The following is a 25513-nucleotide window of genomic DNA, read 5'->3' as shown; positions in this document are numbered from 1 at the left end:
GACAGGCTGTCCGGAATCAATACGGTAGACGCCGACAAAACCGCGCCAATAGCTACTGCCAGTAAAAGCTTGTTGATGTGCATGTCGTTCTCCGTCTTTTTATTCAGGTTGGAACGTTGATGAACAATGCAACTTGCTGCTCGATTCAGTGGGAGAACACTGCAACGTTCCGGTTTATTCAGTGGCAACGTCGATGAACGATGAACGGTACGAGTCGACCCTGCCCCAGGGTCAGTGAATGCTCGAGGCCAGTTCGAATATCGGGATGTACATCAGGATCACGATGACCCCGATCAACAGGCCGATGAAGGTCATGAGCAAGGGTTCGAACAAGCGTACGAACCATTCGATCCAGCGGCTGATTTCTTCGTCGTAGAAATCCGCGCTGCGTTCCATCATTTGTCCGAGGTTGCCGGACTGCTCGCCGGCACGCAGCAAGCGCAGGGACACCGGCGTCACGAGGTGATTGAGCTCCAGCGCCGTCGACAGCGATTGCCCCTCGCGCACCCGCTCGCAGGCCTGGTCCAGGCGCACGCGGGAGGCCGCGGTGAGCAGGCCACGGACCATGCCCATGGCGGTGACGAGGGGGATGCCGCCCTGCAGCAGAATCCCCAACGAACGATAGAAGCGCGCCAGTTCGTACATGAAGATGCGTTGATGGACTGCCGGGAGTTTTTCGATCACCCGGTCCACGCCCCGACGAAAGGCCGGTTGGCGCTGGAGGAAGGCGAGGGCGACGACGACCGCCGCCAAGGTGCCGAAGAATTCGCCCTGGTGAGCATGCAGGAACATCCCGCTGTTCATCAGCACTTGTGACAGCCACGGCAGGTTATTGCCCAGCCCTTCGAACACCAGGCTGAAGCGCGGCACCACGTAACCCATCAGAAACAGCACCACGCCACCTCCCACCACCAGCAACAGCATGGGGTAGATCGATGCGCTGACGATCTTCTGTCGAACCTCGTCCATGCGCTGGCGATAGCTGACATAGCGGCCCAGCGCATCGCCCACCGCGCCGGTCTTCTCGCTGGACTGCACCAGGGCCACATAGAGCGGGGGGAAAACCGCTGACAACTGACCCAACGCCTGGGAGAACGATTTGCCCTCATAAAGCAGGCGTACCAGTTCACTCAAGGTTTTGCGGGCCTGTGGCGCGGTTTCTTTTTCCGCCAGGCTTTCCAGCGCATCGATCAACGGCAGGCCGGCGTTGAGCAGGGTGGTCAGCTCCTGGCTGAACAGCACCAGGTTGAACGTCTCACGCTTTTGCAGACGCAACGCCCGCCAGTGCTTTTCGGCTTGCAGGCTGACGACCCGCAGGCCCTGGTCTTCGGCAATGCGTCGGGCTTCGCTGTCCCCATGGGCCTCGACCGTCATCGAGACCACGCCAGCCTTGCCGACGGCCTTGAGATGAAAGCGCATGCTCGCCTCCCGTCACTGCCAACTGGTGATTTCGGCGTTTTCGCCTTCGCCGCCGGGTTGACCGTCCTTGCCCATGGACAACAGGTCGTATTCACCGTTTTCGCCGGGGTAGCGGTAGGTGTAATTGCGGCCCCACGGATCCTGCGGCAGTTTTTTCGCCAGGTAGGGGCCGGTCCAGCGGGTTTCGTCACTGGGCGCGGTGACCAGCGCCTGCAAACCCTGTTCGGTCGACGGGTAATGGCCGACCTCCAGGCGGTACAAATCCAGCGCTTTACCCAGGCCTTCGATTTGCGCCTTGGCCACCTTCACTTCGGAGCGGCCGAGTTGGGCGAAATACTTCGGCGCGACGATGCCGGCCAACAACCCCAGCACCACCAGCACCACCAACAGTTCGAGCAACGTGAACCCGCGCTGGGCTCGCGGTGAGCCGTTACGCGGGGCACAACACAGACGATGATTCATGATGACCTCACACAGTCGGCAGAAGGGTCGCCACAGAGGCTCATGCAATTGCCATGCTCACCCCCGGACATCCTGCCGCAACCCCTGAATTACTGGCCTTCGCGCTTACGGCACAGTGCTTGCGTATGGCTGGTTCACTACCGGTCATTGGGGCAATAGCCCCATTTTTCGGGGCCGGTCAGGGGAGACAGAATAATGAAAACACTCACCACTGGACTGCTCGGCTGCATGTTGCTGGCAGGCACAGCTCAGGCCGATGTATTCGTTTCCGTGGACAGCAAGGGCAGCTACGTTTTGTCCAATGTCCACCGCCCCGGCCGTACCTATGAACGGGTGATCCGCGAGCCTGAATCGGCGCAGGTCAGCCTTGATCAACAGCCACAGATGATTGCCCGGCAACCCTATGCCGAGCTGGTTTCGGCGGCCGCCAAGGCCAATCAATTACCGGCGGCGCTGTTGCATGCGGTGATCCAGGCCGAGTCCCACTATGACTCCGGCGCGACCTCATCGAAGGGGGCTGGCGGGCTGATGCAATTGATGCCCGACACCGCCCGGGAAATGGGCGTGACCAACGTCTATGACCCCAAGGCCAACATTCAGGGCGGGGCCAAATACCTCAAGCGCCTGATGACCCTGTTTGACAACGACATTGCGCTCGCCGTGGCGGCCTACAACGCCGGGCCGCAAGCCGTGCTGAGCCGTGGCGGGGTGATCCCGCCGTTCGCTGAAACCCGCCGTTATGTGCCGAGCGTGCTGCGCCAATATCGCCGCTTGCAAGGCCTGGCCGTGGATGCGCCGCTGTGATGGGTGATGGCCCCACATGTGGGGCAACACATTCATCTGTTGGAGCCGGCTTGCCGGCGAAGGCATTTTCACAATCACCACCTGTCCACAAATCCGATCGCCAGCAAGCCGGCTCCTACAAGTGTGGGCGTCTTGGTGGAATCAGAGGGCAACCCGAATGGTGGGGATTGGGTGGGGAATATCCCCCGACTTATCAAGTCGTTTACGTAGCTAGCTGAAAAATAACAAAAAAATTTATGGCATGCGGATTGCTCAAAGGGATTTGTCGAGAATCATTCCCGTGAGTACCCAAAGCGAGGCCCGTGATTATGACCGGCATTCCCCACGCTCATCATTTGGTTAACTTGCTGCTGCTTGTTGCACCCCTGTTTGGCATCGAGTTGGCCGAAGCCGCCGTGCGTTGTGAACGAAATCTGGTGGCGAACGTCGTGGCGCTGGATCAACCGCTCATGTTCAACCGCCTCGGCGCACAAAACGCCAACGGCATGATGTTCGCCCTGCGTCGTGATGTGGTCGACGATCACAATGTGTCCCTGGCCTACGGTGGCGCAGCGGTGCCGGGCAAGGTTTCGCTGCGGCCCGACAAGCGTCCGCGTCCATTGGTGTTGCGCGTTGCCGCCGGTGACTGCCTGACCATCAATCTGCAGAACCTGCTGGCCTATCAGGCCAACCCTGGCAGCCACGACAGCGGCGAGGAAGAAGAGGGGGAAATCGAGGGCGAGGTAGAAATCGGCAACGCGGAGCAGTTCAAGGTCGATGAGCAGGTCACCGACCGCCACGTCGGCTTTCAGGTCAACGGTCTGCAGGCGGTCAACAGCATTGACGACATTTCGGCCTACACCGGACGCAACCCCAATACGCTGGTCGCCCCCGGCGCGACCCGTTCCTACACCTTGTACGCCGAGCGTGAAGGAGCGTTCGCCGCCAGCAGCCGCGGTGCAACGTTCGGTGGTGAAGGCGATGCGGGCAACGTCGCCAATGGCCTGTTCGGCGAAGTGGTGGTGGTGCCCAAGGGCGGCCGCACCTATCGCAATACCGTGACCGAAGAAGAAATGCGCCTCGCCAGCACTGGCCGCACGCCGGCCGGTCAACCGATTGTCGATTACCAGGCACGCTACCCGCAGCGTGAACCGTGGATTCGTGAAGGCAAGGCCGGCACGCCGATCATCAACATGGTCGACGGCAACGAAATCATCTCCAGCGAGAGCGATGCGATCGTCATGGGCAGCTACGCCGACGGCAGCTTCCCGCCGTCGACCTATCCGCTGGAAGCCATCGGCAAACGCAACCCGGCGCTGCCTAACCGGCTGGAACCGTTCCGCGATTTCGCCTCGCAATTCCAGGATGAAACCGCCGCGACCCAGGCATTCCCCGCGTACTGGGAAGACCCGGTCATGGCCCATGTGCTGGAGCCGACCCGCGATTCGTTCATGATCAACTACGGCTCCGGCGGCATGGGTGCCGAAGTGGTGGCCAACCGGTTAGGCGTCGGGCCGATGCACGATTGCCTGTCCTGCGCCTATGAAGAATTCTTCCTCAGCTCGCACACCGTCGGCGACGTGGCGATGCTGGTGGACGTACCGGCCAACGCCGGTCTGGAAAGCATCCGGCCGGGCGAAACACCACGCGCCGATCAGGTCGGGGTCAAGGCGACGATGGCGCTGTATCCATCCGAGCCGTCCAACGTCAACCACAGCTACATCGGTGACTTCGTCAAATTCCGCAACACCCACAACGGCCACGAACAACACATCTTCCACCTGCACGGTCACCAGTGGCTGTTCAATCCCAACGACGACAACTCTGACTATGTCGACGCCCAAGGCATCGGGCCGGGCGCCGGCTACACCTATGAAATCGCCAACGGCGGGTCGGGCAACCGCAATCGCGTCGCCGGTGATGCGATCTATCACTGCCACTTCTATCCGCACTTCGCCCAAGGCATGTGGAGCATGTGGCGGGTGCATGACGTGTTTGAAGAAGGCACCCGACTTGAGGTGTCCCAGCAGGGCGCCGACGGTTATCACAGCGAACCTTATGCACTGCGCAGCGGTAAACCAGCCGCTGGCGCCCGGGCCTTGCCCGATGGCGAGATCATTGCCGGCACGCCGATTCCAGCGGTCGTGCCGCTACCGGGCAAAGCCATGGCGCCGATGCCGGGCAAGGTCGTGGTCGTGCCGAAAGTCGGCGAGACCCTGGTGGCTGGCAATGATGATGAAGACGGCGACGGTGAGCAAAGCGGTGGCGCCCAGGCCATTGGCTCCCTGGCGCTGGTTGACCGCAGCTACGCCAACCGCAACACCGACGGCAGCCTGAAAAACCCTGGATATCCGTTCTGGATCGGCGGCATGGAAAGTTCGGTCGGCCAACGTCCACCAACCCCACCGCTGGACATGCTCGACGCGGCCCAGGCCCAGGCCTTGAAAACCAGCGGCAATGCCTTGTGGGCCAACCTCGATCCGGCGCAGTCCGGTGGCTGGGACGGCGGTTTGGGACGCCATTCCCTGGACGGTTTCTCTGCCGGTGGCGAGGCGAACACCGTGACCACCTCGCTGGATTTCTCCAAGGAAGTGACCCGCGCCAAAGCGCTTTACCTGCCGGAAGAGGGCACCGAAGTCGAACAGGCGGCCATGGCCTTCCACGCGAAAAAAGACCACCCGAGCTTCGCCGTGCTGCCCGGCAATCAAATCGTCGCACGCGCCTTCCGCACTAACGGCGCGCTGCCAGTCGCCGGTGCGCCTTTCTACGAACCGTGCATGGACGACCGGCAAAAACGCCTGACCAGCAGCGCCGGCATGGGCGAGTTTTTCAGCGGCGAACGGCTCGACGGCATGTCCTTCAGCGGGGCCTCGACCTTCACGGCTGACCGGCCACGGGTCTACAAAGCGGCGAACATCCAGTTCGACGCGGTCTACAACAAGGTCGGCTACCACTTCCCGCAAGCGCGCATTCTGGCCCTGTGGGAAGACGCCTGGCCGGTGATCACCAAGCAGCGTCCGCCAGAGCCTTTGGTGATGCGCATGAACACCCTCGACTGCGTGCAATACCAGCAAACCAACCTGGTGCCGGCCACTTATGAAATGGACGACTATCAGGTGCGCACGCCGACTGACGTGATCGGCCAGCACATTCACTTGCCGAAATGGGACCTGACGGCGGCGGACGGTTCGGCCAACGGCTGGAACTACGAAGACGGCGTACTTTCCCCCGGTGCGGTGCAAGAACGCATCCACGCCATCCGCGAGTTCAACCAATGCCAGGGCACTGACCCGCGTGACGGCACACCGGCCTGCCCGAAAGCTAAAAACCACCCGTACTTCGGCCAGTTTGGCCGGGCCGACTGGGTCGGGGCGCGCACCGCGATGCAGCGCTGGTTTGCCGACCCGGTGGTGAACAGCAAAGGCGTCGATCGTGGCCTGGGGACCATTTTCACCCACGATCATCTCGGGCCATCGACTCACCAGCAGATTGGTCTGTACGCCACCGTGCTGGCTGAACCGGCCGGTTCCACCTGGTTCCACGCCGAAACCGGCGAGCCGTTGTACAGCGGCGCGCGCCAGGATGGCGGGCCGACTTCGTGGCAAGCCGTGGTGTCCACCGGCGACCTGGACGGCGACGGCAAGAACGACAGCTTCCGTGAATTCTTCCTCGAATACAGCGACTTCCAGCATGCCTATGAAGCCGGTGTGTACGTGGGCGCGGGTCCCAATGGGGTGCCAAATCCACAAGCGTTCCCGGCCACTGCGGACAGTTTCCGCTACGCGATCAATCCGCCGGTGCGCAACAACGCCAGCACCCTGTTGGACGGCATTCTCGAAGTGCAGGGCGGTATGGTCCCCGGTTGCCCGAGCCGGCCGTGCCCACAAGCGATCTCGGTCGATGACCCCGGCATGTTCGTGGTCAACTACCGCAACGAACCGCTGGCCCTGCGGGTATACGACCCCTACAAGATCGGCCCTGACGGCAAGCGCGGCATGCAGGCCTACGGCCTCGGCGGCGATCTGGCGTACGCCATGCAAAGCCGCACCGACCGCGCGATCCCGGCGATGAACCAGGCGCCGAACCTGATCACCGCCGCCACCGGCCCGACTGGCGGCACCACCTTGTTCCCGCCGCACATCAACCGTGGCGGCGCGGAACCGGGTGATCCGTTCACGCCGATGCTGCGTACCTACACCGGTGACAACGTGCGGCTGCGGGTGCATGCCGGCGGTCACGAAGAAGAGCACAACGTGACCCTGCACGGGGTGAAGTGGCTGCAAAGCGGTTCCGGTTACGGCAACAGCTCCAACTCGGGTTGGCGCTCGTCGCAAATGATCGGGATCTCCGAGCAGATGGGCTTCATTGCGCCGGTCTCGATGCTGTCCAGCTCGGCGGCGACCACGGGTGATTACCTGTACTCGATGGACGCCTCCCTCGAAGGTTACTGGAGCGGAATCTGGGGCGTGATGCGCAACTACACGGCCCAGCGCAGCGATCTGTTCGCGCTGCCGAACAACCCGAAACCGGCGGGGATGCGCAACACCGTGGCGTTCGACGGTACCTGCCCACGGATCAGCGCCAACCCGAACGGCATCGGCACTCGGCCGACCGTGCAACGCAACTATGAAGTGGTCGCGGCACTGGCCAACGACATTCTTGGCAATCCGCTGAACCTGGCCCTCGGCGATCCGGCGGGCATCGGCCAGCATGTCGGCGGGCCGTTGAATCCGGCAGGCGGCACCCTGGTGTACAACTCGCGGGTGGTCAATATCCCGCAGGTCACCGTGACTGATCCGGAAGATGGCGAAACCATCACCATCGGCGGGCAAAGCGGTCCGCTGCATGACCCGACCGCGATCATTTACGTGCGCAAGTCTGACCTCGACACGGTCACCGGCAAGCTAAAACCCGGTGTGCCTGTCGAACCGCTGGTGCTGCGCGCAACGGCGGGGGACTGCATCAACATCACCCTGGAAAACCGTCTGCCCATGGTCATGCCGGACCTGACCCAGACGGCGGTGATGCAAGGCATCGTCAAACGTGATCGCAACAGCGGACAGGGCTCGACCACCTTCAGCAACAACCTGATGCGGCCGTCCAGCCACGTGGGCCTGCACGCGCAATTGCTGGCGTACGACATCACCAAATCCGACGGTACCAACGTCGGCGCCAACCCGATCCAGACCGTGCCACCGCGGGTTGGCAACAGCGGCGCCTACCCGACCCGTACGTATCAGTACTACGCCGGGCACCTGGAGCGCGAAGGCAAACCGATCACTCAACTGGGCCGCAACGTCGACAACATCAACGCCACGGCCGTGGAGTTCGGCGGGTTGAATTTCACCCCGGCGGACGTGATCAAGCAACCGCAGAAAGGCCTGGGTGGCGCGATGAGCATCCTGCCGGTCGGTGCTACCTGGGTGGACGACGCGCGCAAAGTCACGGCGACGGTCACCGCACCGGGGCAGACCCCTTACCGCGACTTTGCGATGGTCTGGCAGAAAGCCTTGAACATTCGCTGGGCCAATGGTCGGCCGGTGGAAGGCATCGCTGCCGAAGGCCTCGGTGTGCCGACCGATCCGCAGGACAACTCAAGCATGGCCATCAACTACAAGTCCGAGCCGATATGGTTCCGCTTCGGCCTGGCGCCGGATGCGCCGTTCGGTCATGCCGACGGCGCGGGTTACGGCGACGTGCCCAACGCGCACATGGCGTACAGCAATGCGCTGGTGGGCGGCGATCCGCAGACGCCGGTGCTGTATGTGAAACCGGGGCAACCGTTCCGCACGCACATCCTGATGCCATCCGGGGGTAGCCGCGGCACGACGTTCCAGCTGGACGGTCACGTCTGGTCGGTCAACCCGTTCCAGTCGGAGAAGAGCGACACCGGCGGTTATCCGATGAGCACACCAGGCGTGGGTTCGGTGCGGTTCGGGTTCAACCCGATGTCGATGTACATCGGCGCCCACGAAAGCATCCTGCCGGCGGCGCATTTCAGCTTCATGCACCCGAGCGCCGGGGGCAGCAACGCGATACCGGGCGACTACCTGTTCCGCGATTACGGCGCCTACGGCAATACCGCCGGGCTCTGGGGCTTGTTGCGAGTGACCAACGAACCTGAACCGGCACCGTAGACGTTGTGCGACACCAGCCCTGTAGGAGCGAAGCTTGCTCGCGAAGGGGACACCTCGGTTGTAGGTGGTATGGCGGATGACGCCTTCGCGGGCAAGCCTCGCTCCTACAAGGGATCGGGTTCGCACAGGGCAAATTGTAGGAGCTGGCTTGCCAGCGATGGCGGCCGTGGATTGATGCAAGGCGTAAGGGCCTCATCGCCAGCAAGCTGGCTCCTACAAGGGATTGGGTTTACAGGGTTCGAAGTGTAGGAGCTGGCTTGCCAGCGATGGCGGCCGCAAGACAGGCGCAGATCTGTAAGGGGAGAAGGTGACATGAACAGGACCACTGCAATTGCCGGTTGTGCTCTGGTTGTCGGGCTGGCGTTGATCTGGCTGGGCGTCTGGCGCACGACTCCGCCCGACATGCTCAGCGAGATAGCGCTACCGGACACCTGGAGCGGTCAGACGCTGGAGCGTGACGGCGTGTCCGTAACCCTGCAAATGCAGCCATTGGCCGAGGACGGTGTGCTGCGCGAAGGCGAGTTTGCCGACGTGCTCTTCCGGGTCAGTGACAGCGCTTCGGGCCAACCCCTTTCCGGCGTCAATCCCGGTGCCTGGCTGGACCCGGAAACCGTTGCCGCCGACCTGGCCCAGGGCCGTGACCGGAGTTGCAAATCCCGGGTCGGGGTGTTCCTGAAATCGAGCATCGGCGCACGGCCGCTGCTCGACCTGAACAGCTATTTCCTGCTGGTGATGAACCGTGATGCCAGTGTCTCCGTGGTCGATCCGTCGGTCTCGGTGGGCGGCATCACCAGCACCATGGCCCGCATCGACCTCAAGCGGCCGCCGATGGATTGGGTCACACCGAAGGACAACAAACGCGTATTCATCTCCATGCCCACTGCCGGCGAAGTGGCGGTGATCGACAGCGAGCAGTTCAAGTTGATCGCCTCGGTGGCCGCCGGCACCCACCCGGTGCGCGTAGCGTTGCAACCGGACGAGCGCCTGCTGTGGGTCGGCAACAATGCGCCGAAGGCCGAAGCGTCCGGGGTCACCGTGATCGACAGCCAAAGCCTGAAACCGCTCAAACACCTGGCCACCGGCGCCGGGCATCACGAAATTGCCTTCAGCAAGGACAGCCGGTTTGCCTTCATCACCAACCGCGACGACGGCACGCTGAGCATCATCGACATCGCCAGCCTGACCCTCAGCAAGCAACTCAAGACCGGCTCGCGTCCTTTGTCGGTGGCGTATTCGCCGCTGTCCCAGGCGGTGTATGTCGCCGACGGCAAGGACGGCACCGTGACCGTGGTCGATACCGCCAGCCTCGACGTGCGCCGGGTGATCAAGATGAAACAGGGCCTGGGCCCGATGGGTTTCAGCGCCGACGGTCGATTTGGCATCGTTCTCAACACCCTGGAAAACCAGGTGGCCGTGATCGATACCGCCACCGATTCGCTGGTCCATGAACTGGACGTGTCCGCCGAACCGTATCAACTGGTGTTCACCAAGGCTTACGCCTATGTGCGCGGGCTGGCGTCGCCCAAGGTGACGATGATCAACCTGTCGTCGCTCGGCGAAGGTCGCCAGCCGATCAGCCAGGGTTTCGAAGCCGGGCCCCAGGCGCCACGGCTGGCCGGCGATTTGCCGCTGGCGTCGAGCCTTGCGGTATCGCGGGACGACAACGCGGTGTTTGTGGTCAACCCGGTGGACAACACCACCTATTTCTACGCCGAAGGCATGAACGCACCGATGTCCGGTTACCCCAATCGCGGGCAAGTGGCGCGGGCGGCGATGGTCATCGACCGCAGCCTGCGCGAAGTCGAGCCGGGGCTGTACAGCGCGCGGGTCAAACTGCCGCCGGCCGGGCGTTTCGATGTGGCGTTCCTGCTCAACCAGCCGAACATCATCCATTGCTTCACGACGCTGGTTGAGCCGGATACCCGCCTCAGCCGACACCCCGGCGTGCCGAAAGTCGAATTCCTGCTCGACAACGCCACCGCCGCCCTCGGCAGCCCGTACACCGTGCGCTTTCGCATCGTTGAGGGCCAACAGAAAGCCCAGCGCAGCGGCGTGAAAGACGTGCAGGTGCGCTACTTCCGCGCCCCGACTTCGCGGGCTCGTGAAGTCGCGGCCCTTGAGGTCGGCAACGGAATCTACGAAGCCCCAGTGACGCTCGACCAGAACGGCGCCTGGTACCTGCACGTGCGTGCGGCGTCCCTTGGCGCGAATTTCGATGACAAGACCTTTGCCAGCGTTCGGGTCCTGCCCGGCGATGCCCGTTGAAGAGGAAATTGACATGAACCGATTCGCACACCGTGGACTGCTGACGTTCTGCCTGTTGACCGTCGGCGTGGGGCAAGCCCTGGCGCACTCGGCGGATGAACACGCCGGGCACGACATGCCGGCCAAAGCCGCCCGGTCGGAAAGCGCCCAGGTCAAGTTCGCCGACGTCGCGCTGGTGGACCAGAACGGCAAGCCGGTGCGTCTGGAGAAGGATCTGGTGACCAACAAAATCGTGGTCATGAGCTTCATTTACACCAGTTGCACCACGGTGTGCCCGGTGGTCTCGTCGATCATGGGCAAAGTGCAGAAACAGCTGGGCGCGCGGGTGGGCACCGAGGTGCAACTGGTATCGATCAGCATCGACCCGCAGCGCGATGACGCCAAGCGCCTGAACGCCTACGCCCGCAGCTTCCAGAACGGTCCGGGCTGGAGCTGGCTGACCGGCAGTGCGCAATCGATCGACGCCACCCTCAAAGGCCTCGGCACGTTCAGCGGCGACTTCAAGAACCACCAGCCGCTGATCCTCGTCGGCGACGGCAACAGCCGCCACTGGACGCGCTATTACGGCTTCACCGACCCGACCGTACTGACCCGTGAAGTGGAGAAACTCAGCGGCCAGCGCAACAGCCACGCCAAACACACCGCCATTGCCATGGAGCAGCAACCATGAGAGTCATCGACTGGGTTGCGTTGAGCCTGTGCTTCTGGATTTTCAGCTCGTTGGCCTTCGCTCACGAAGGGCATGAAGAACCCGCTCCCGTCGTGGCCAGCGCGCAACCGGCGAGCGGCACGCGCGATGCTAAAACCTGGTTCACCGACACGCCGTTGCAGGACCAGAACGGCGAGACCCTGCGCTTCTACAGCGACGCGCTGCATAACCGCGTGGTGCTGCTGAACGTGATTTTCACCAGTTGCACGGATGCCTGCCCGCTGATCACTCGCAAGCTCAAGGAAGTGCGTGAGTTGCTGGGCGATAAAGCAGACGGGATTACCTTTATCTCCCTTACCAGTGATCCGCTGCGGGATACCCCGGCGGTACTCAAGGCTTACACCTTGAAGCAGGGCGTCAATGGCCCCCACTGGCTTTTTCTCACTGGCGACAAGGCGCAAATGGATCTGGTGCTGGGGCGCATCGGCCAGATCGTGCCGACTCCCGAGCAACATTCAACGCAACTGATTGTGGGCGACGTAGCCAACAAACGCTGGAGCAAAATCCGCCCCGATGCCCCGGCCGCCGCCATTGCCCAGCGCTTGCAATTGCTGACAATGCCCGTGGCCGGTCGCTGAGCCCGCACCATGAAAATCTCCCTGATCCTCGGCCTGTTCCTGATCGGCAATCTTCATTGCGCTGCCGATACGTTGCCCTTGAACCCTGACGAAAGTGCCGGCAAACGGCTGTACCGCGAGGGCGTGTCGGGCAGCGGTGAACCGATCATGGCGCGTATCGGGGCGACGGGCATGTTGCTGCCGGCCACCAGCCTGCCGTGCGCCAACTGCCACGGCACCGATGGCCTGGGCCGGCCCGAGGGCGGGGTGCGTCCACCCGATCTGAGCTGGTCGCGGCTGACCAGCACCTATGGCCAACGGCACGTCAACGGCCGCAACTACCCGGCGTACACCGACGGCACCCTGGCCCGGGCGATTCAGGAGGGGCGCGATTCCGCCAACAATCGCCTCGACCCGGCGATGCCGCGGTTCGTGCTATCGATGAAGGATCAGCGCAACCTCACGGCCTACCTCAAACGCCTGGCTGATGAGCGCGACCCCGGCCTGACGCCTGACAGCCTGCACCTAGGCACGTTGTTGCCGAGTCAGGGACCGTTGGCGGAAGAGGGCGCGACGGTGGCGGCGGTACTCAAAGGCAGCGTGGCGCGAATCAACAAGGCGGGGGGGATTCATGGCCGGCAGGTGCGCCTGACGATCCTCGACCCGGGGCCAGACCCTGTCAGTGCCGGGCGGGCGCTGGATCAGTTGATCTATCAGGAGCAGGTGTTTGCCCTGATCGCGCCACTGGCGCCGGCACTCGACACGCAACTGGTTTCGCGTCTGGAGCAGGCGGGCATTCCGTTGATTGGTCCGCTCTCGTTGCAGGGTACGGCGCAGAGCAGTCGACAGATTTTTGAACCGATGCCAGGGGTGCGCGAGCAACTGATCGCCCTGGCCGATTACGCCACCGGGAGTTTGCGCGTACTCCAAGGCCCGACGCTGATTACCTACACGGACGATCCCGGTCAACGACTGGCGGCTCATACCCTGCGTCAGTATCTGCAAGATCACGCCTGGCAAAATGTCAGCCTGCAGGCCTACGACCCGGTAAAGGACCAACTGCCGCTGGGCTCGCGCTCATTGTTTTACCTGGGCTGCGGTAGCGATTTCAGCCTGCTCGCCGAAAGGTTGCAGAGGGCGGGGCAGGTTCCTTACCTGTTCGCCATGGCGAATCAGGTGGCGGGTGACCTTTTGCGAGTGCCCAGTGGTTTTTCCCGGCGGTTGTTCTTGTCCTATCCGTTCGTGCCCAGCGACTGGACCCTGGCCGGGCGCCTGGCCCTGATCCAGTTACGCGAACAGCAGGGGCTCGGTGGCCAGCACGCGGTGCTGCAAGTCGGCGCGTTCAGTTCGATGCTGTTGCTCAGCGAAGGCATGAAGCAGGCCGGGCGCGACGCCAGCCGCGAGAAGCTGATCTATGCGCTGGAAGGCCTGCATGACTTCGACACCGGGCTGACCCCGCGCCTCAACTTCGGGCCGGGCCAGCGACTGGGCTTGAGCGGCGCGCATATCGTCACCGTGGATTTGCCCGACCAGCGCTTCTACCTGGTCGCCCCTTACAAGCCCATTACCGCAAAACCCTGACCGGAGGCCTCGATCATGACGTTCAAGACTCTGTTGATCCTGCTGACCCTATGGCTGCCGGTGGCGTTCGCCAGCAACGGCCCGGTCGCTGCGCGGGTCAATGGCGAGGAGATTTCCCAGTTCCGCCTCGAACGCTATTTTGCCGAGTACCTGGAGGACCAGGGCCGGGCGCTGGGCAGCATTCGTAATCCCAAGGCGTACAAGCAACTTCGGCAAAAGGCGCTGGACGCATTGATCGACCGCGAGTTGCTGTGGCAGGAAGCGGTCAAGCGTGGAGTGGTGATCAGCGATGCCACCGTGCAACGCCAGGTTGAACAGACCCGGCAGGCCATTGGCGGTGCCGAGAAATTCGCTCGGCGCCTGGAAGACGCGGGTTTCGACGAGGCCGGTTTTGTCGAATACACCCGCCGTGAACTCGCGGCTCAGCAGGTGTTTGCCGAGCTGACCAGCGTCGAGGGGCCGGACGAAAAACAGGTCCGCGCGTTCTATGAAGAACATCGCGCGCAGATGAGCCAGCCCGAAGCGGTGCAGGCGCGGCACATCCTGATCAAGGTTGCCCAGGACGCCGATGCCGCCACAGTCGAAGCGGCGCGGCTACGCTTGGTGCACATGCAGGCGACAATCCGCCAGGGCGCGGACTTCGCCAGCGTGGCCCGGACGGGGTCCGAAGATGCCTCGGCGAGTGAGGGCGGAGATCTGGGCTATTTTCCACGTGGACGCATGCTGCCAGCGTTTGAAGCGGCAGCCTTTGCCCTGGCACCGGGCGCGGTGAGTGAGCCGGTTCGCACGGCACTGGGCTGGCACTTGATCCAGGTGCAGAACCACAGGGAGGTGACCGATGTCACAGAGGTGCAAGGGCTTGAGATGGTCAGGGCGTACCTCGATCGACAGCAACAGGCTCAGGTTCGCCTGCAGGTTTTGGCGCAACTGCGATCGCGTAATCGAATCGAACGAATTGACGATGAATGAAGGTTCCCCCCCAATAGTGGGGAAAAGCTTCAGGGCAATTCCGTGTGCGCCCCCGCCTTTGGGGGGGCGGTGTATTTGGGCGGAAAGGCTTTTTTATGAAAATCAAACACATGCAGTGGTGAAACACCCAGCACCCAGCCTGGCATGAAGTGTGCGTTAGCCTCGGTAAGGCGAGCACTCTGCCAGGTTCGGAACTCGGGCCTGCGGTTTCAAGGAGTCCACCTTGTTAAACAAAGTACTGGTTGTCGATGACGAACAGCTTCTTGCACAAAACCTCAAGGATTACCTTGAGGCGCAAGCACTGGACGTCCGGGTTGCACATGACGGTGCGGCGGCTATCGGCGAAGCCGAGCAGTTTGCACCCGATGTGATGGTGTTCGATTACCGCTTGCCCGATATGGAAGGCTTTGAGGTGCTCGATGCCATCCGCCGGAACAGGAACTGTCATTTTGTGCTGATTACCGGGCACCCGACCGCTGAAGTCTGTGAGCGGGCCCGGCAGGTGGGAGTCAGCCATATCCTGTTCAAACCGTTTCCAATGGCGGAACTGGCCCGTGCAGTCTGTGACCTTCTGGGGATGGAGCGCGAACCCAAAGCAGGCGCGCGCACATCCGAGGGGTTTGTCGAACGACGCCAGAGCAGGACCGAGAGTTTCCCGCTGCAGTTGTACGACGGCAGTTGGGTGCTGGCGGATCGTCGACGCAATCCCTCGACGTCCAAGGCACCAGACGACGAACAATTGCTCACCGGGGAGTAGTGGCGCGACCAGCCGTTGCGGTAACCGCCGTAATTGCTCGCCGCGTCGACAGGGCTCAAAGCCCCCGGCGTTGGAGAGCAAGCCATGGACCGTCTATCCCTTGCCGTCGAACCGGCGCAGTTGGAATCCGTACCGTCGCGCTTTTCCAGTGAGCAATTGGCCCAGGCCCGATCACTGGCCGCCAGTTCCGGTGAGCGGATGCTCGAAGCCCTCGGGGTGTTGTGCGAACTGGCCCCCATGCCCTTCATCCAGTGCCTCGGCGCCACCCTGCATTATCCGGTGCTCGACACCGACAACCTGTTCAAGTCCACTCCCGTATTCGACCGGGTCACCCTGGCCCAATGCCTCAAGCGCGAATTCATTCTGTTGCGCCACGACGAGGAGATCATCGGCGTGTTCGCCGATCCGTTCGACACGTCGCGCCTGGCCTGGATCGATGACTGCCTGCACGGTGCGCCCCTGTATCTGGTGCATGCCGACGACCTGAAAGCCTATCTGGCACGTCACGAAGAGAGCTTCCATGCGGTGGAATCGCTCAACGCCCAGGCCGATGCCAACATCGAAACCGACACCCTGCAAAGCCTGTCTCTGACCAGCATCAGCGAAGACGCCAGCGTCGTCGTCAAACTGGTCAACTCGACCCTATACGACGCCTTGAAAATGCACGCCAGCGATATCCATTTGGGCACCACCGGCAGCGGCCTGGTGATCAAGTACCGCATCGACGGCGTGCTCAACAACATCAGCAAGATCCAGGGCAGCGAGTTCGCCGAGCAGGTGATTTCCAGGGTCAAGGTCATGGCCGAACTGGACATCGGCGAGAAGCGCGTGCCTCAGGACGGTCGCTTCAAGATCGGCATCAGTGGCCGGCAGATCGACTTCCGGGTCTCGATCATGCCGAGCATCTTCGGTGAAGACGCGGTGCTGCGGGTGCTCGACAAACAGGACCTGGCGGACAAGGTCTGCGGTGTGCAGTTGCAGGCCCTGGGCTTTGAAGACGAAACCTTGCGTCAACTGCGCAGGCTGGCCGCTGAACCCTACGGCATGGTGCTGGTGACCGGCCCCACCGGCAGCGGCAAGACCACCACGCTGTACGCGATGATCACCGAGATCAACCACGGCGTGGACAAGATCATCACCATTGAAGACCCGGTGGAATATCAGTTGCCGGGCGTGCTGCAAATCCCTGTGAATGAAAAGAAAGGCCTGACCTTCGCTCGTGGCTTACGCTCGATCCTGCGTCATGACCCGGACAAGATCATGGTCGGTGAAATCCGTGACCCCGACACCGCGCAAATCGCCGTGCAATCGGCGCTCACCGGCCACCTGGTGTTCACCACGATCCACGCCAACAACGTGTTCGATGTCATCGGCCGGTTCACCCAGATGGAAATCGATCCCTACAGCCTCGTCTCGGCGCTCAATGCCGTGCTGGCGCAGCGCTTGATCCGCCTGGTTTGCACCAGTTGCAGCGCGCCGTGCACCCCGACCGATGAGGAACTGCTCGCTTCGGGTCTCGACCCCCACAACGTCGATCACTTCCACTTCGTTCACGGCAAGGGCTGCGGGCATTGCCGGGGCACCGGTTATCGCGGGCGCACGGCGATCGCCGAGCTGCTGCACCTGGACGACGAGCTGCGGCAGATGATCGTCGAGCGCCAACCGATTTCGAAAATCAAAACCCATGCGTGCAAACGTGGCTTGCGTCTGCTGCGCGAGTCGGCGCTGGAACTGGTTCAGGAAGGGCGCACCACGCTCGAGGAGATCAATCGTGTCACTTTTGTCTCGTGATCGTTTTATCGCCGTGCTCGGCGCCAGTGGCGTCGGCCTCGCCCAGCGTCGTGGCAGCGAAACCCTGTGGCTGGGCAGCGTCGGTTTTATCGACGAAGGCTTCCACGCCTGGGCGGTGGCGCTGGACACCCTCGATCATCTGCTGGCCGATCACACCCACGCCGGTGCCGAGTTGAGCGTGGTGATTTCCGGGCACTTCAGCCGTTTCTGCCTGGTGCCCTGGAGCGAACAGATCAGCAGCCCGGACGAATTGCTCGGGTTTGCCCGGCTTTGCTTTGAAGACCTTTATGGCGTGCCGACGCAACCCTGGAGCCTGGTGCTCTCGCCGGAACCGGCCGGCTACGACCGGGTCGCCAGCGCACTGCCACAGGATTTGCTGACGCGTCTGCGCACCCTGGTCAGCGCCCGGGGCCTGCGCCTGCGTTCGGTGCAGCCGTACCTGATGACGGCGTTCAACCACTTCGATAAAAGCCTCGATACCGGCGACTTCCTGTTCGTGGTCGCCGAGCCGGTACGCAGCGTATTGCTGCTGGCCCGGGAAGGCCGCTGGGCCTCGGTGCGTTCGGTGGGCACCGGCGACAGCGACGCCGCACTGACCGCGTTGATCGGTCGTGAAAGCCAATTGCAGGCCTCCACCAGCGAGCGGCCACTGAACGTTTACCTGCATGCGCCCGCGCGTATCGATGTGCAACCCGACATTCCCGGCGTGCACTTGCGCACCCTTGAAGAAGACCGGACAACCGTACGCGATGGCTTGTACGTCATGTCCCGGGCGGTGGCCTGACATGCGCGCCCTGATGCTCGACTTTCAGCCGCGCCGCCGCTCGGGCCCTCTGGGCTGGAGCCTGCTGGCCGTGGGCGTGGTGTTGAGCCTGATTTGCGTGCTGGTTCAGCAACACCTCAGTGATCAGACCGCGCAACAACAGGGTCATCTGCAAACCGCCCAGCGTGTCCTCACCGGCGACGATGGCGGCACGGTCAGCCTGAGCCCGGCGCAAATCCGCGAGCAGGCACAAAACCTCGCCGAGATGCGCAAGGTCTCGCAGCAACTGCGCCGGCCGTGGGAGCGCCTGTTCGCCATGCTCGAAGCCATGCCCCGGGGCGATATCGCCTTGCTGACCCTGACCCCCGATGCGCGCAAAGGCCAGGTGCGGATCAGCGCCGAGGCGAAAGACCTCGACGCCATGCTCGACTTCCACCGCAACCTCGAGGCCAGCGACGAGCTGTCCGATGTGTCGCTGCTGAGCCACGAAATCGTGGCCAACGTGCCCGAGCACCCGGTGCAATTCAACCTGTCGGCTACCTGGGAGATTGGCGATGCAAATCCCTAGACTGATCGTCCACGAATACCTGCAAGGCCTGGGCATTCCCGGTCTGGCAGGGATGGCGCTGCTGGCGTTGGCATCGGTCTATGGCCTGGCGGGCTTGATGCCGGACTGGCAGTCGCTGCAACAGCTCAGCCAACAGACCCGCGAAGCCAGTGAATACCTGGCCAGGGTTGAAGACGGCAGCGTCGCCGCGCCGGTGGTGCCACAACGTCAGCTCGACGATTTCCGCAGCAAGCTGCCTTCGCAGCCGCAAGCCACGGTGGCGATCGACAAGATCTACGCGTTGGCGGCCCAGGAACACATCACCCTGGCACGCGGTGAATATGCTCTGGGCATCGACCCCAAGACCCATCTGGCGCGCTATCAGATTCTGCTGCCGGTACGTGGCAGCTACCCGCAACTGCGGCGCTTCCTGCATGCCTTGCTCGGTCAGTTGCCGGCGGTGGTGGTGGAGGACGTGGAGTTCCAGCGTAAAAAGATCGCCGACACCGACCTGACCGGGCGGATCCGCATGACCCTCTACCTGTCGAGGTCATGATGAATACCAAACGCGTAGCGGGGTGGGTGGGGTTCTTCGGCGTAGCGGCGGGGCTGGCCTGGTTGCCTGATTACTGGATGTCGGCGGACGACGGCGAGGCGGCCGTCACCGTCGTGGCCACGGCGGCCAACAGCAAAACCCGCGGTGCCCTGCCTGCCGCGCCAGCCACCGGCAAAGCCGCTGTGATCAAGGACTTGAGCCCGGCGGGCGACCTGTTCGCCGCCCGCAGCTGGAAGGCTGAACCGACGCTCGCCAGCGTCACCGAACAACCCGTCAACGTGACCCCGGTGGTGACCGTCCCCAGTGCACCGCCAATGCCTTTCCAGTTTATCGGGCGCATGGATGATCGTTCAGACCAGCAAGTGTTTTTGTTGAGCGGAGAAAAAATATACGTCGTACGCAAAGGGGATGTGATCGACGAAACCTGGCGGATCGTGGGCATTTCCGATGTGGAACTGAGCTTCGTCTACCTGCCTTTGCATTTGTCCCAGACCTTGTCTATGGGGAGCACGCCATGAATAGATCCCGTTTGCTGATGAGCTTTTGCTGTGCGTGTGCCGGGCTGGTGGCGTGCAGTTCTGCCCAGGTCGCCAACAAGGAAGCGTCCGAGCTGATCGAGCAGGGACAATACGAGGCCGGCCTGGCGCGTATTGAAGAAGGGCTGCGGGAAAACCCTCGAAATACCGAACTGCACCTGGCCCGCAACTCCGCCCACGCCAAGGCGATTACCGCGCTGTTGACCGAGGCTGACACCGACCGTTCGCACCGGGACTTCGCCGCCGCGCGCGTCAGCTACAACCGGGTGCTGACCATCGAGCCGAACAACCGGCGCGCCCAGGATGCAATGCGCCAGCTCGACTACATGCGCAGCCTCGATGAAAAGCTCGAGCTGGCCCGTGGCGACTTGCGTCGCGGCGACATCTACGGGGCCGACCGTCAGGTCAAACAGATCCTCGAACTGGACCCGAAAAATGAAGGCGCCCTGGAACTGCAAAGCAACATCCGTCTGGTCCAGAGCCGCAACGTCATCCAGTACCCACAACTGCGCACACGCCTGGAACGGCCCGTGACCCTGGAGTTTCGCGACGCCAACCTGAAAACCATTTTCGAGGTGCTGTCCCAGGTCGCCGGGTTGAACTTCATCTTCGACAAGGACCTGCGCCCGGACATGAAAGCCACGATATTCGTGCGTGACGTGCGCATCGAAGACGCTGTGGAACTGCTGCTGCAACAGAACCAGTTGCATCAGAAAGTGGTGAACGAAAACACCTTGCTGATCTACCCGGACTCACCGCAAAAGCTCAAGGATTACCAGGAGCTGGTGATGCGCACCTTCTACCTGACCAGTATCGATGCCAACACCGCGCTGAACATGATCAAAACCATGCTCAAGACCCGCGACGTGTTTGTCGATGAGCGCCTCAACACCCTGACCATGCGCGACTCCGAGGACGCGATCCGCATGGCGGAAAAACTCCTGCAATCGCAAGACCAGTCCAACCCCGAAGTGGTGCTGGAAGTGGAGGTGATGGAGGTCGCCACCCAACGGATTCTCGACCTCGGCCTGCAATGGCCGAACACCTTCGGCGTGGTCAACGGCGACGGTTCGCCGGTGCAGATTCTCGATCAATTGAAAGGCATCGACTCCAGCCGGATCACCATCTCGCCTTCGCCGCAAGCCAAGATCAATGCCCAGGACAACGACATCAACACCTTGGCCAGCCCGGTGATTCGTGTCAGCAACCGCGAGCAGGCGCGCATCCACATTGGTCAGCGCGTGCCGATCATCAGCGCCACGTCGGTGCCGTCGACCCAAGGCCCGGTGATCACCGAAAGCGTCACCTACCTGGACGTCGGTCTGAAGCTGGAAGTGCAGCCGACCGTGCACCTGAACAACGAAGTGGCAATCAAAATCGCGCTGGAAGTGAGTAACGCCACGCCACTGGAACCGACCCGCCAGGGCACGATTCCGGTGCAGGTCGATACCCGTAACGCCCAGACCACCCTGCGCCTGCATGACGGCGAAACCCAGATTCTCGCCGGCCTGATGCGCAACGACCATGGCGCCACCGGCAACAAGATTCCGGGGCTTGGCGACATTCCTGGCCTGGGCCGGTTGTTCGGCAGCAACAAGGACAACGTCAGCAAATCGGAACTGGTGCTGTCGATCACGCCACGGATCGTGCGCAACCTGCCGTACCAGAGCCCGTCGGACATGGAATTCCCGACCGGCACCGAAACCAGCATGCGCATTCAGGCACCGGACCGGCAGATGGAACCGCCCATTCAGAACGAGCACATCGATCGGCCGGTGGCGGCCTCAACCACTCAAGTGTTTATCGAGAAGCCTTGATCATGAGCGCCTCGCAACGCGGTTTTACCCTGATCGAAGTCGTGGTGACGCTGGCCCTGATCGGCTTGCTGGCCGGCATGGCCGCGCCGCTGACCGAGACTGTGGTGCGCCGGGGCAAAGAGCAGGAACTGCGCACCGCGCTGTACCAGATTCGCGATGCCATCGACGCGTACAAACGCGCATTCGACGCCGGTTACATCGAGAAGTCCCTGAACAGCAGCGGCTATCCGCCGAACCTGAAAGTGTTGGTGGAGGGGGTGCGCGATGTGCGCAGCGCCAAGGGGGCCAAGTTCTATTTTCTGCGGCGCGTGCCCCATGACCCGCTGAAGCCGGTCAAGCGTGACGACGACGGCGGCTGGGGTTTGCGCTCCTATGACAGCACGGCTCAAAACCCGCGTGAGGGCCAAGACGTCTTTGACGTTTACTCCCAGGCGCGGGGCAAAGGGCTTAACGGCATCGCCTACCGGGAGTGGTGAGCTTATGCGTCGGGAAAAGGGGTTTACCCTGCTGGAACTGATGGTGGTCATGGCAATCATCGCAACCCTGATGACCATCGCCTTGCCACGTTATTTCAACAGCCTCGAGGCCTCGAAAGAGACCACGCTGCGCCAGAGCCTGTCGGTGATGCGCGAAGCCCTGGATCACTACTACGGCGACACCGGGCGTTATCCCGATTCCCTTGAGCAACTGGTGGAACAACGCTACCTGCGCAACCCGCCGATGGACCCGATTGCCGAACGCAAGGACCTTTGGGTCATGGTCGCACCACCGGATGGCGTACCGGGTGGCGTCGCCGATATCAAAAGCGGGGCCACAGGGAGGGCGCGTGATGGCAGCCTCTATTCCGAGTGGTAAACCTTCGAACGAGGGCGGTTTCACTTACCTGGGCGTGCTGTTCCTGATCATGCTGATGGGCATGGGCCTGGCCACTGCCGGCGAGTTGTGGTCAACCCTCTCGCGCCGTGATCGTGAGCGCCAGCTGCTCTGGGTCGGTACGCAATACGCCCAGGCGCTGCGCAGCTACTACCGCAGTTCGCCAGGCCTGGCCCAATACCCGAAAACGCTGGAAGACCTGTTGCAGGACGAGCGTTTTCCCAGCCCAAAACACCATATCCGGCAGCTGTATCCGGACCCGATCGGCGGCGGAGAATGGAGCCTGATGCGCGGTTTCGACGGCCGCATCACCGGCCTCAACAGCGCCTCCACGGACACGCCGCTCAAGCAGGCGGACTTCCCCTCTCAGTGGTCGGATTTTGCCGGTATGGCGAGTTACAAGGACTGGCAGTTCGTGGCCGAAAAAGCCTTTCTCGAGGGCACATCGGGACCTGCCAAGGGCCAGTCACAATCGCCCGAAGCGTTGCAGCCATGAATCGATTCTGCGTGGCCGTGATCCTGATGCTGGCGTCTGCTGCCGCCACGGCCGGCGAAGAGGACGAAATGATGGGGTTCATCGTCGATGACACGATCTCGCACATCGGTCACGACTTTTACAACTCGTTCAGTGAACGCCTGCGCGCCACCAGCCCGATGGATTTCAACCTGGTGGTACGCGAACGACCTTCGGCGCGGTGGGGCGCCCTGGTCACTGTGGAATATCAGCAGCGTCTGGTTTACCGGCGTTTTTTGCCGCCGAACACCGTGGAACTCAAGGAAGAGGCCTATGACGCCGCCGACTGGGTCCGCGGGCAGATCGTCCAGCGCAAGCTGGAAGCCTTGTTGCAGGACACAACGGACCTTGAGAGGGACGAACTATGAAAACCACAACGTTCTCGCAGCACCGCCTGTTTTCAAGGGCAGGCATCTGGTTGGTCGGGCTCGGCAGTTGCGGCCTGGTCCAGGCCACCGAGCTGGTCTACACGCCCATCAACCCCTCGTTTGGCGGTAACCCGCTGAACGGGACCTGGCTGCTCAACAACGCCCAGGCGCAAAACGATTACGACGATCCTGACTTGAAAAAACGCACCACTGCGGCCGGTACTTCGGCGCTGGAGCGGTTCTCCAGTCAGTTGCAGTCGCGGTTGCTCGGGCAGTTGCTGGACAACATTTCCGCGGGCAACACCGGGAGCCTGACCACCGACGCTTTTATCGTCAACGTGGTCGACGACTCCGGCCAATTGACCATCGTCGTGACCGACCGAGCGACCGGTGAAGTCTCCGAAATTCAGGTGAGCGGCCTGGCCCCTTGAAGGGATCCGGGTTGATGGGGAGGGAAGGATATGAAAAGAATAATGGTGCTAGGGCTGATGTTGGCGGCGTTACAGGGGTGCAGTCTGCGCGAGCCGATCGGGGCTGAGCAGGACACCGAAACCCCGACACTGACCCCGAGGGCTTCGACTTACTACGACTTGATCAACATGCCACGACCCAAGGGCCGGTTGATGGCGGTGGTGTACGGTTTCCGCGACCAGACCGGGCAATACAAACCGACCCCGGCCAGTTCTTTTTCCACCAGTGTCACTCAAGGCGCGGCGAGCATGCTGATGGATGCGTTGCAGGCCAGCGGCTGGTTTGTGGTGCTGGAACGGGAGGGGCTGCAGAACCTGCTGACCGAGCGCAAGATCATCCGCGCCTCGCAGAAAAAACCGAACACGCCGGTGAATATCCAGGGCGAACTGCCGCCGTTGCAAGCGGCGAACATGATGCTTGAGGGCGGGATTATTGCGTACGACACCAATGTGAAAAGCGGAGGGGAAGGGGCGCGTTACCTGGGTATCGATATTTCCCGGGAGTATCGGGTGGATCAGGTCACGGTGAACCTGCGCGCGGTGGATGTGCGCAGTGGTCAGGTGCTGGCTAATGTGATGACCAGCAAGACGATTTACTCCGTGGGCCGTAGTGCCGGGGTGTTCAAGTTTATCGAGTTCAAGAAGTTGCTTGAGGCGGAGGTTGGCTACACCACGAACGAGCCGGCGCAGTTGTGTGTATTGTCGGCGATCGAGGCGGCGGTGGGGCATCTTCTGGCGCAGGGGATCGAGCGGCGTTTGTGGCAGGTGGCGGGGGATAATTCGCCTGAGAGCGGTGAGACGCTTGACCGGTATCTGACCCAGAACAAGGTGGTGCCTGAAGAAGAGTGACCGAGGCGGCCTTCGGGCCGACCTGGTTCATGCGGATGTACCCGAACCCCTGTAGGAGCCGGCTTGCTGGCGATGGCGGCCTTATGGCGGACCATTTTCTTTCGGGTGTACATATCCATTCCTGCGGTAACGGCCACTTATGGTTTCGCCCTTACGGCGAGTCCCTTTTGGCAAACGCCCCAAAAGGAACCAAAAGGTCTCGCCCCGGCGTCCGGCCCCTCGCTAAGGCTCGGCGTTCCCTCGCTCCGGTCCTGCTCCGTGGGCCCGCCGCGATCGGCCATCCATGGCCGTGCGCGGCTAACCCGGCATCCATGCCGGGTTGCCCACTGCGCAGAACCTCCACTCGGCCTCCCGAAGGGGCGGGCAGATCAAAATCAAAAGCGCAAGGCGAGCTAACGCTCGGCCTGATGAGTGGTGAAGGGCGGGTGCGTTGCTTTGCTCTTCGTAGGAGCGATGCTTGCTCGCGAAGGCGGCTTGGCAGCCGACCCTTCACCCACGAATGCTCCCACCCCCTGTAGGAGCCGGCTTGCTGGCGATGGCGTCTGTCCAGCCAATACATACGTTGACTGATCCACCGCTATCGCCAGCAAGCCGGCTCCTACAGTTGATCGTATTCATCCATACACATCTGCATTTCCCTTGTAGGAGCCAGCTTGCCGGCGATGGCGTCCTTTCAGGCGATAAATGCGTCGACTGACCCACCGCCATCGCCGGCAAGCCGGCTCCTACAGGGATCTGCATTTGCTTTTGATTTTCACCACTCATCAGGCCGAGCGTTAGCTCGCCTTGC

At 62.3% G+C, this 25513-nt stretch carries 22 protein-coding genes; 20 read left to right on the top strand and 2 right to left on the bottom strand.

Features of this window, described 5'->3' with window-relative positions; genetic code table 11:
* Positions 1 to 231: 231 nt before the first annotated feature.
* Positions 232 to 1419, bottom strand: a complete 1188-nt coding sequence (locus J4E42_RS28315; protein ID WP_008043385.1) for a type II secretion system F family protein — start codon at positions 1417 to 1419, stop codon at positions 232 to 234.
* A gap of 12 nt (positions 1420 to 1431) precedes the next feature.
* Positions 1432 to 1881 (bottom strand): type II secretion system major pseudopilin GspG, encoded by a 450-nt coding sequence (gene gspG / locus J4E42_RS28310; RefSeq protein ID WP_008043382.1) that lies wholly within the window; start codon positions 1879 to 1881, stop codon positions 1432 to 1434.
* Between the two features lie 195 nt (positions 1882 to 2076).
* Between gspG and J4E42_RS28305 the strand changes: the two genes are divergently transcribed.
* From J4E42_RS28305 to J4E42_RS28210, 20 genes are all read left to right on the top strand, one after another.
* Complete coding sequence (locus J4E42_RS28305; protein ID WP_192228723.1) at positions 2077 to 2685, top strand: lytic transglycosylase domain-containing protein; 609 nt, start codon at positions 2077 to 2079, stop codon at positions 2683 to 2685.
* 308 nt (positions 2686 to 2993) lie between these two features.
* Complete coding sequence (gene mnxG, locus J4E42_RS28300) at positions 2994 to 8801, top strand: manganese-oxidizing multicopper oxidase MnxG (protein ID WP_207286694.1); 5808 nt, start codon at positions 2994 to 2996, stop codon at positions 8799 to 8801.
* 312 nt (positions 8802 to 9113) lie between these two features.
* Positions 9114 to 11066 (top strand): YncE family protein, encoded by a 1953-nt coding sequence (locus J4E42_RS28295; protein ID WP_207286693.1) that lies wholly within the window; start codon positions 9114 to 9116, stop codon positions 11064 to 11066.
* A 13-nt stretch (positions 11067 to 11079) separates the two neighbouring features.
* Positions 11080 to 11736: an SCO family protein gene (locus J4E42_RS28290; protein WP_207286692.1), complete on the top strand. Its 657-nt coding sequence runs from the start codon at positions 11080 to 11082 to the stop codon at positions 11734 to 11736.
* Positions 11733 to 12353 (top strand): SCO family protein, encoded by a 621-nt coding sequence (locus tag J4E42_RS28285; RefSeq protein WP_192418325.1) that lies wholly within the window; start codon positions 11733 to 11735, stop codon positions 12351 to 12353. Before J4E42_RS28290 ends, J4E42_RS28285 begins: the two co-directional genes overlap by 4 nt.
* Before the next feature lie 9 nt (positions 12354 to 12362).
* On the top strand, positions 12363 to 13913 hold the full coding sequence (locus J4E42_RS28280; RefSeq protein ID WP_207286691.1) for an ABC transporter substrate-binding protein: 1551 nt from the start codon (positions 12363 to 12365) through the stop codon (positions 13911 to 13913).
* 15 nt (positions 13914 to 13928) lie between these two features.
* Entirely contained in the window at positions 13929 to 14882 is a 954-nt protein-coding gene (locus J4E42_RS28275; protein ID WP_207286690.1) for a peptidylprolyl isomerase, read from the top strand.
* Between the two features lie 223 nt (positions 14883 to 15105).
* Complete coding sequence (locus tag J4E42_RS28270; protein WP_008043360.1) at positions 15106 to 15639, top strand: response regulator; 534 nt, start codon at positions 15106 to 15108, stop codon at positions 15637 to 15639.
* A gap of 84 nt (positions 15640 to 15723) precedes the next feature.
* The gene (locus J4E42_RS28265; protein ID WP_008043357.1) at positions 15724 to 17430 is read left to right on the top strand and encodes a GspE/PulE family protein; all 1707 of its coding nucleotides are present in this window, start codon (positions 15724 to 15726) and stop codon (positions 17428 to 17430) included.
* Positions 17411 to 18214: a hypothetical protein gene (locus tag J4E42_RS28260; RefSeq protein ID WP_008043355.1), complete on the top strand. Its 804-nt coding sequence runs from the start codon at positions 17411 to 17413 to the stop codon at positions 18212 to 18214. Before J4E42_RS28265 ends, J4E42_RS28260 begins: the two co-directional genes overlap by 20 nt.
* A 1-nt stretch (position 18215) precedes the next feature.
* Positions 18216 to 18761: a PilN domain-containing protein gene (locus J4E42_RS28255; protein WP_207286689.1), complete on the top strand. Its 546-nt coding sequence runs from the start codon at positions 18216 to 18218 to the stop codon at positions 18759 to 18761.
* On the top strand, positions 18748 to 19296 hold the full coding sequence (locus J4E42_RS28250; protein ID WP_008043352.1) for a GspMb/PilO family protein: 549 nt from the start codon (positions 18748 to 18750) through the stop codon (positions 19294 to 19296). Before J4E42_RS28255 ends, J4E42_RS28250 begins: the two co-directional genes overlap by 14 nt.
* The gene (locus J4E42_RS28245) at positions 19296 to 19814 is read left to right on the top strand and encodes a hypothetical protein (protein WP_008043350.1); all 519 of its coding nucleotides are present in this window, start codon (positions 19296 to 19298) and stop codon (positions 19812 to 19814) included. Before J4E42_RS28250 ends, J4E42_RS28245 begins: the two co-directional genes overlap by 1 nt.
* Complete coding sequence (locus J4E42_RS28240) at positions 19811 to 21649, top strand: secretin N-terminal domain-containing protein (RefSeq protein WP_008043349.1); 1839 nt, start codon at positions 19811 to 19813, stop codon at positions 21647 to 21649. Before J4E42_RS28245 ends, J4E42_RS28240 begins: the two co-directional genes overlap by 4 nt.
* 2 nt (positions 21650 to 21651) lie before the next feature.
* Entirely contained in the window at positions 21652 to 22125 is a 474-nt protein-coding gene (locus J4E42_RS28235) for a type II secretion system protein (protein ID WP_008043347.1), read from the top strand.
* 4 nt (positions 22126 to 22129) lie between these two features.
* Positions 22130 to 22504 (top strand): type II secretion system protein, encoded by a 375-nt coding sequence (locus tag J4E42_RS28230; RefSeq protein ID WP_008034019.1) that lies wholly within the window; start codon positions 22130 to 22132, stop codon positions 22502 to 22504.
* Entirely contained in the window at positions 22479 to 23018 is a 540-nt protein-coding gene (locus tag J4E42_RS28225) for a type II secretion system GspH family protein (RefSeq protein ID WP_207286688.1), read from the top strand. The genes J4E42_RS28230 and J4E42_RS28225 overlap by 26 nt, the downstream gene beginning before the upstream one ends.
* Positions 23015 to 23404, top strand: a complete 390-nt coding sequence (csgE, locus tag J4E42_RS28220; RefSeq protein WP_207286687.1) for a curli production assembly/transport protein CsgE — start codon at positions 23015 to 23017, stop codon at positions 23402 to 23404. Before J4E42_RS28225 ends, csgE begins: the two co-directional genes overlap by 4 nt.
* Complete coding sequence (locus J4E42_RS28215; RefSeq protein ID WP_207286686.1) at positions 23401 to 23835, top strand: curli assembly protein CsgF; 435 nt, start codon at positions 23401 to 23403, stop codon at positions 23833 to 23835. Before csgE ends, J4E42_RS28215 begins: the two co-directional genes overlap by 4 nt.
* A 30-nt stretch (positions 23836 to 23865) precedes the next feature.
* Positions 23866 to 24723 (top strand): CsgG/HfaB family protein, encoded by an 858-nt coding sequence (locus J4E42_RS28210; RefSeq protein WP_008034033.1) that lies wholly within the window; start codon positions 23866 to 23868, stop codon positions 24721 to 24723.
* The last annotated feature ends 790 nt before the right edge of the window (positions 24724 to 25513 follow it).

Source organism: Pseudomonas sp. FW300-N2A2, from assembly GCF_017351735.1.
Taxonomy (GTDB): Bacteria; Pseudomonadota; Gammaproteobacteria; order Pseudomonadales; family Pseudomonadaceae; genus Aquipseudomonas; species Aquipseudomonas migulae.
This window is presented reverse-complemented; position numbering and strand designations above follow the sequence as displayed.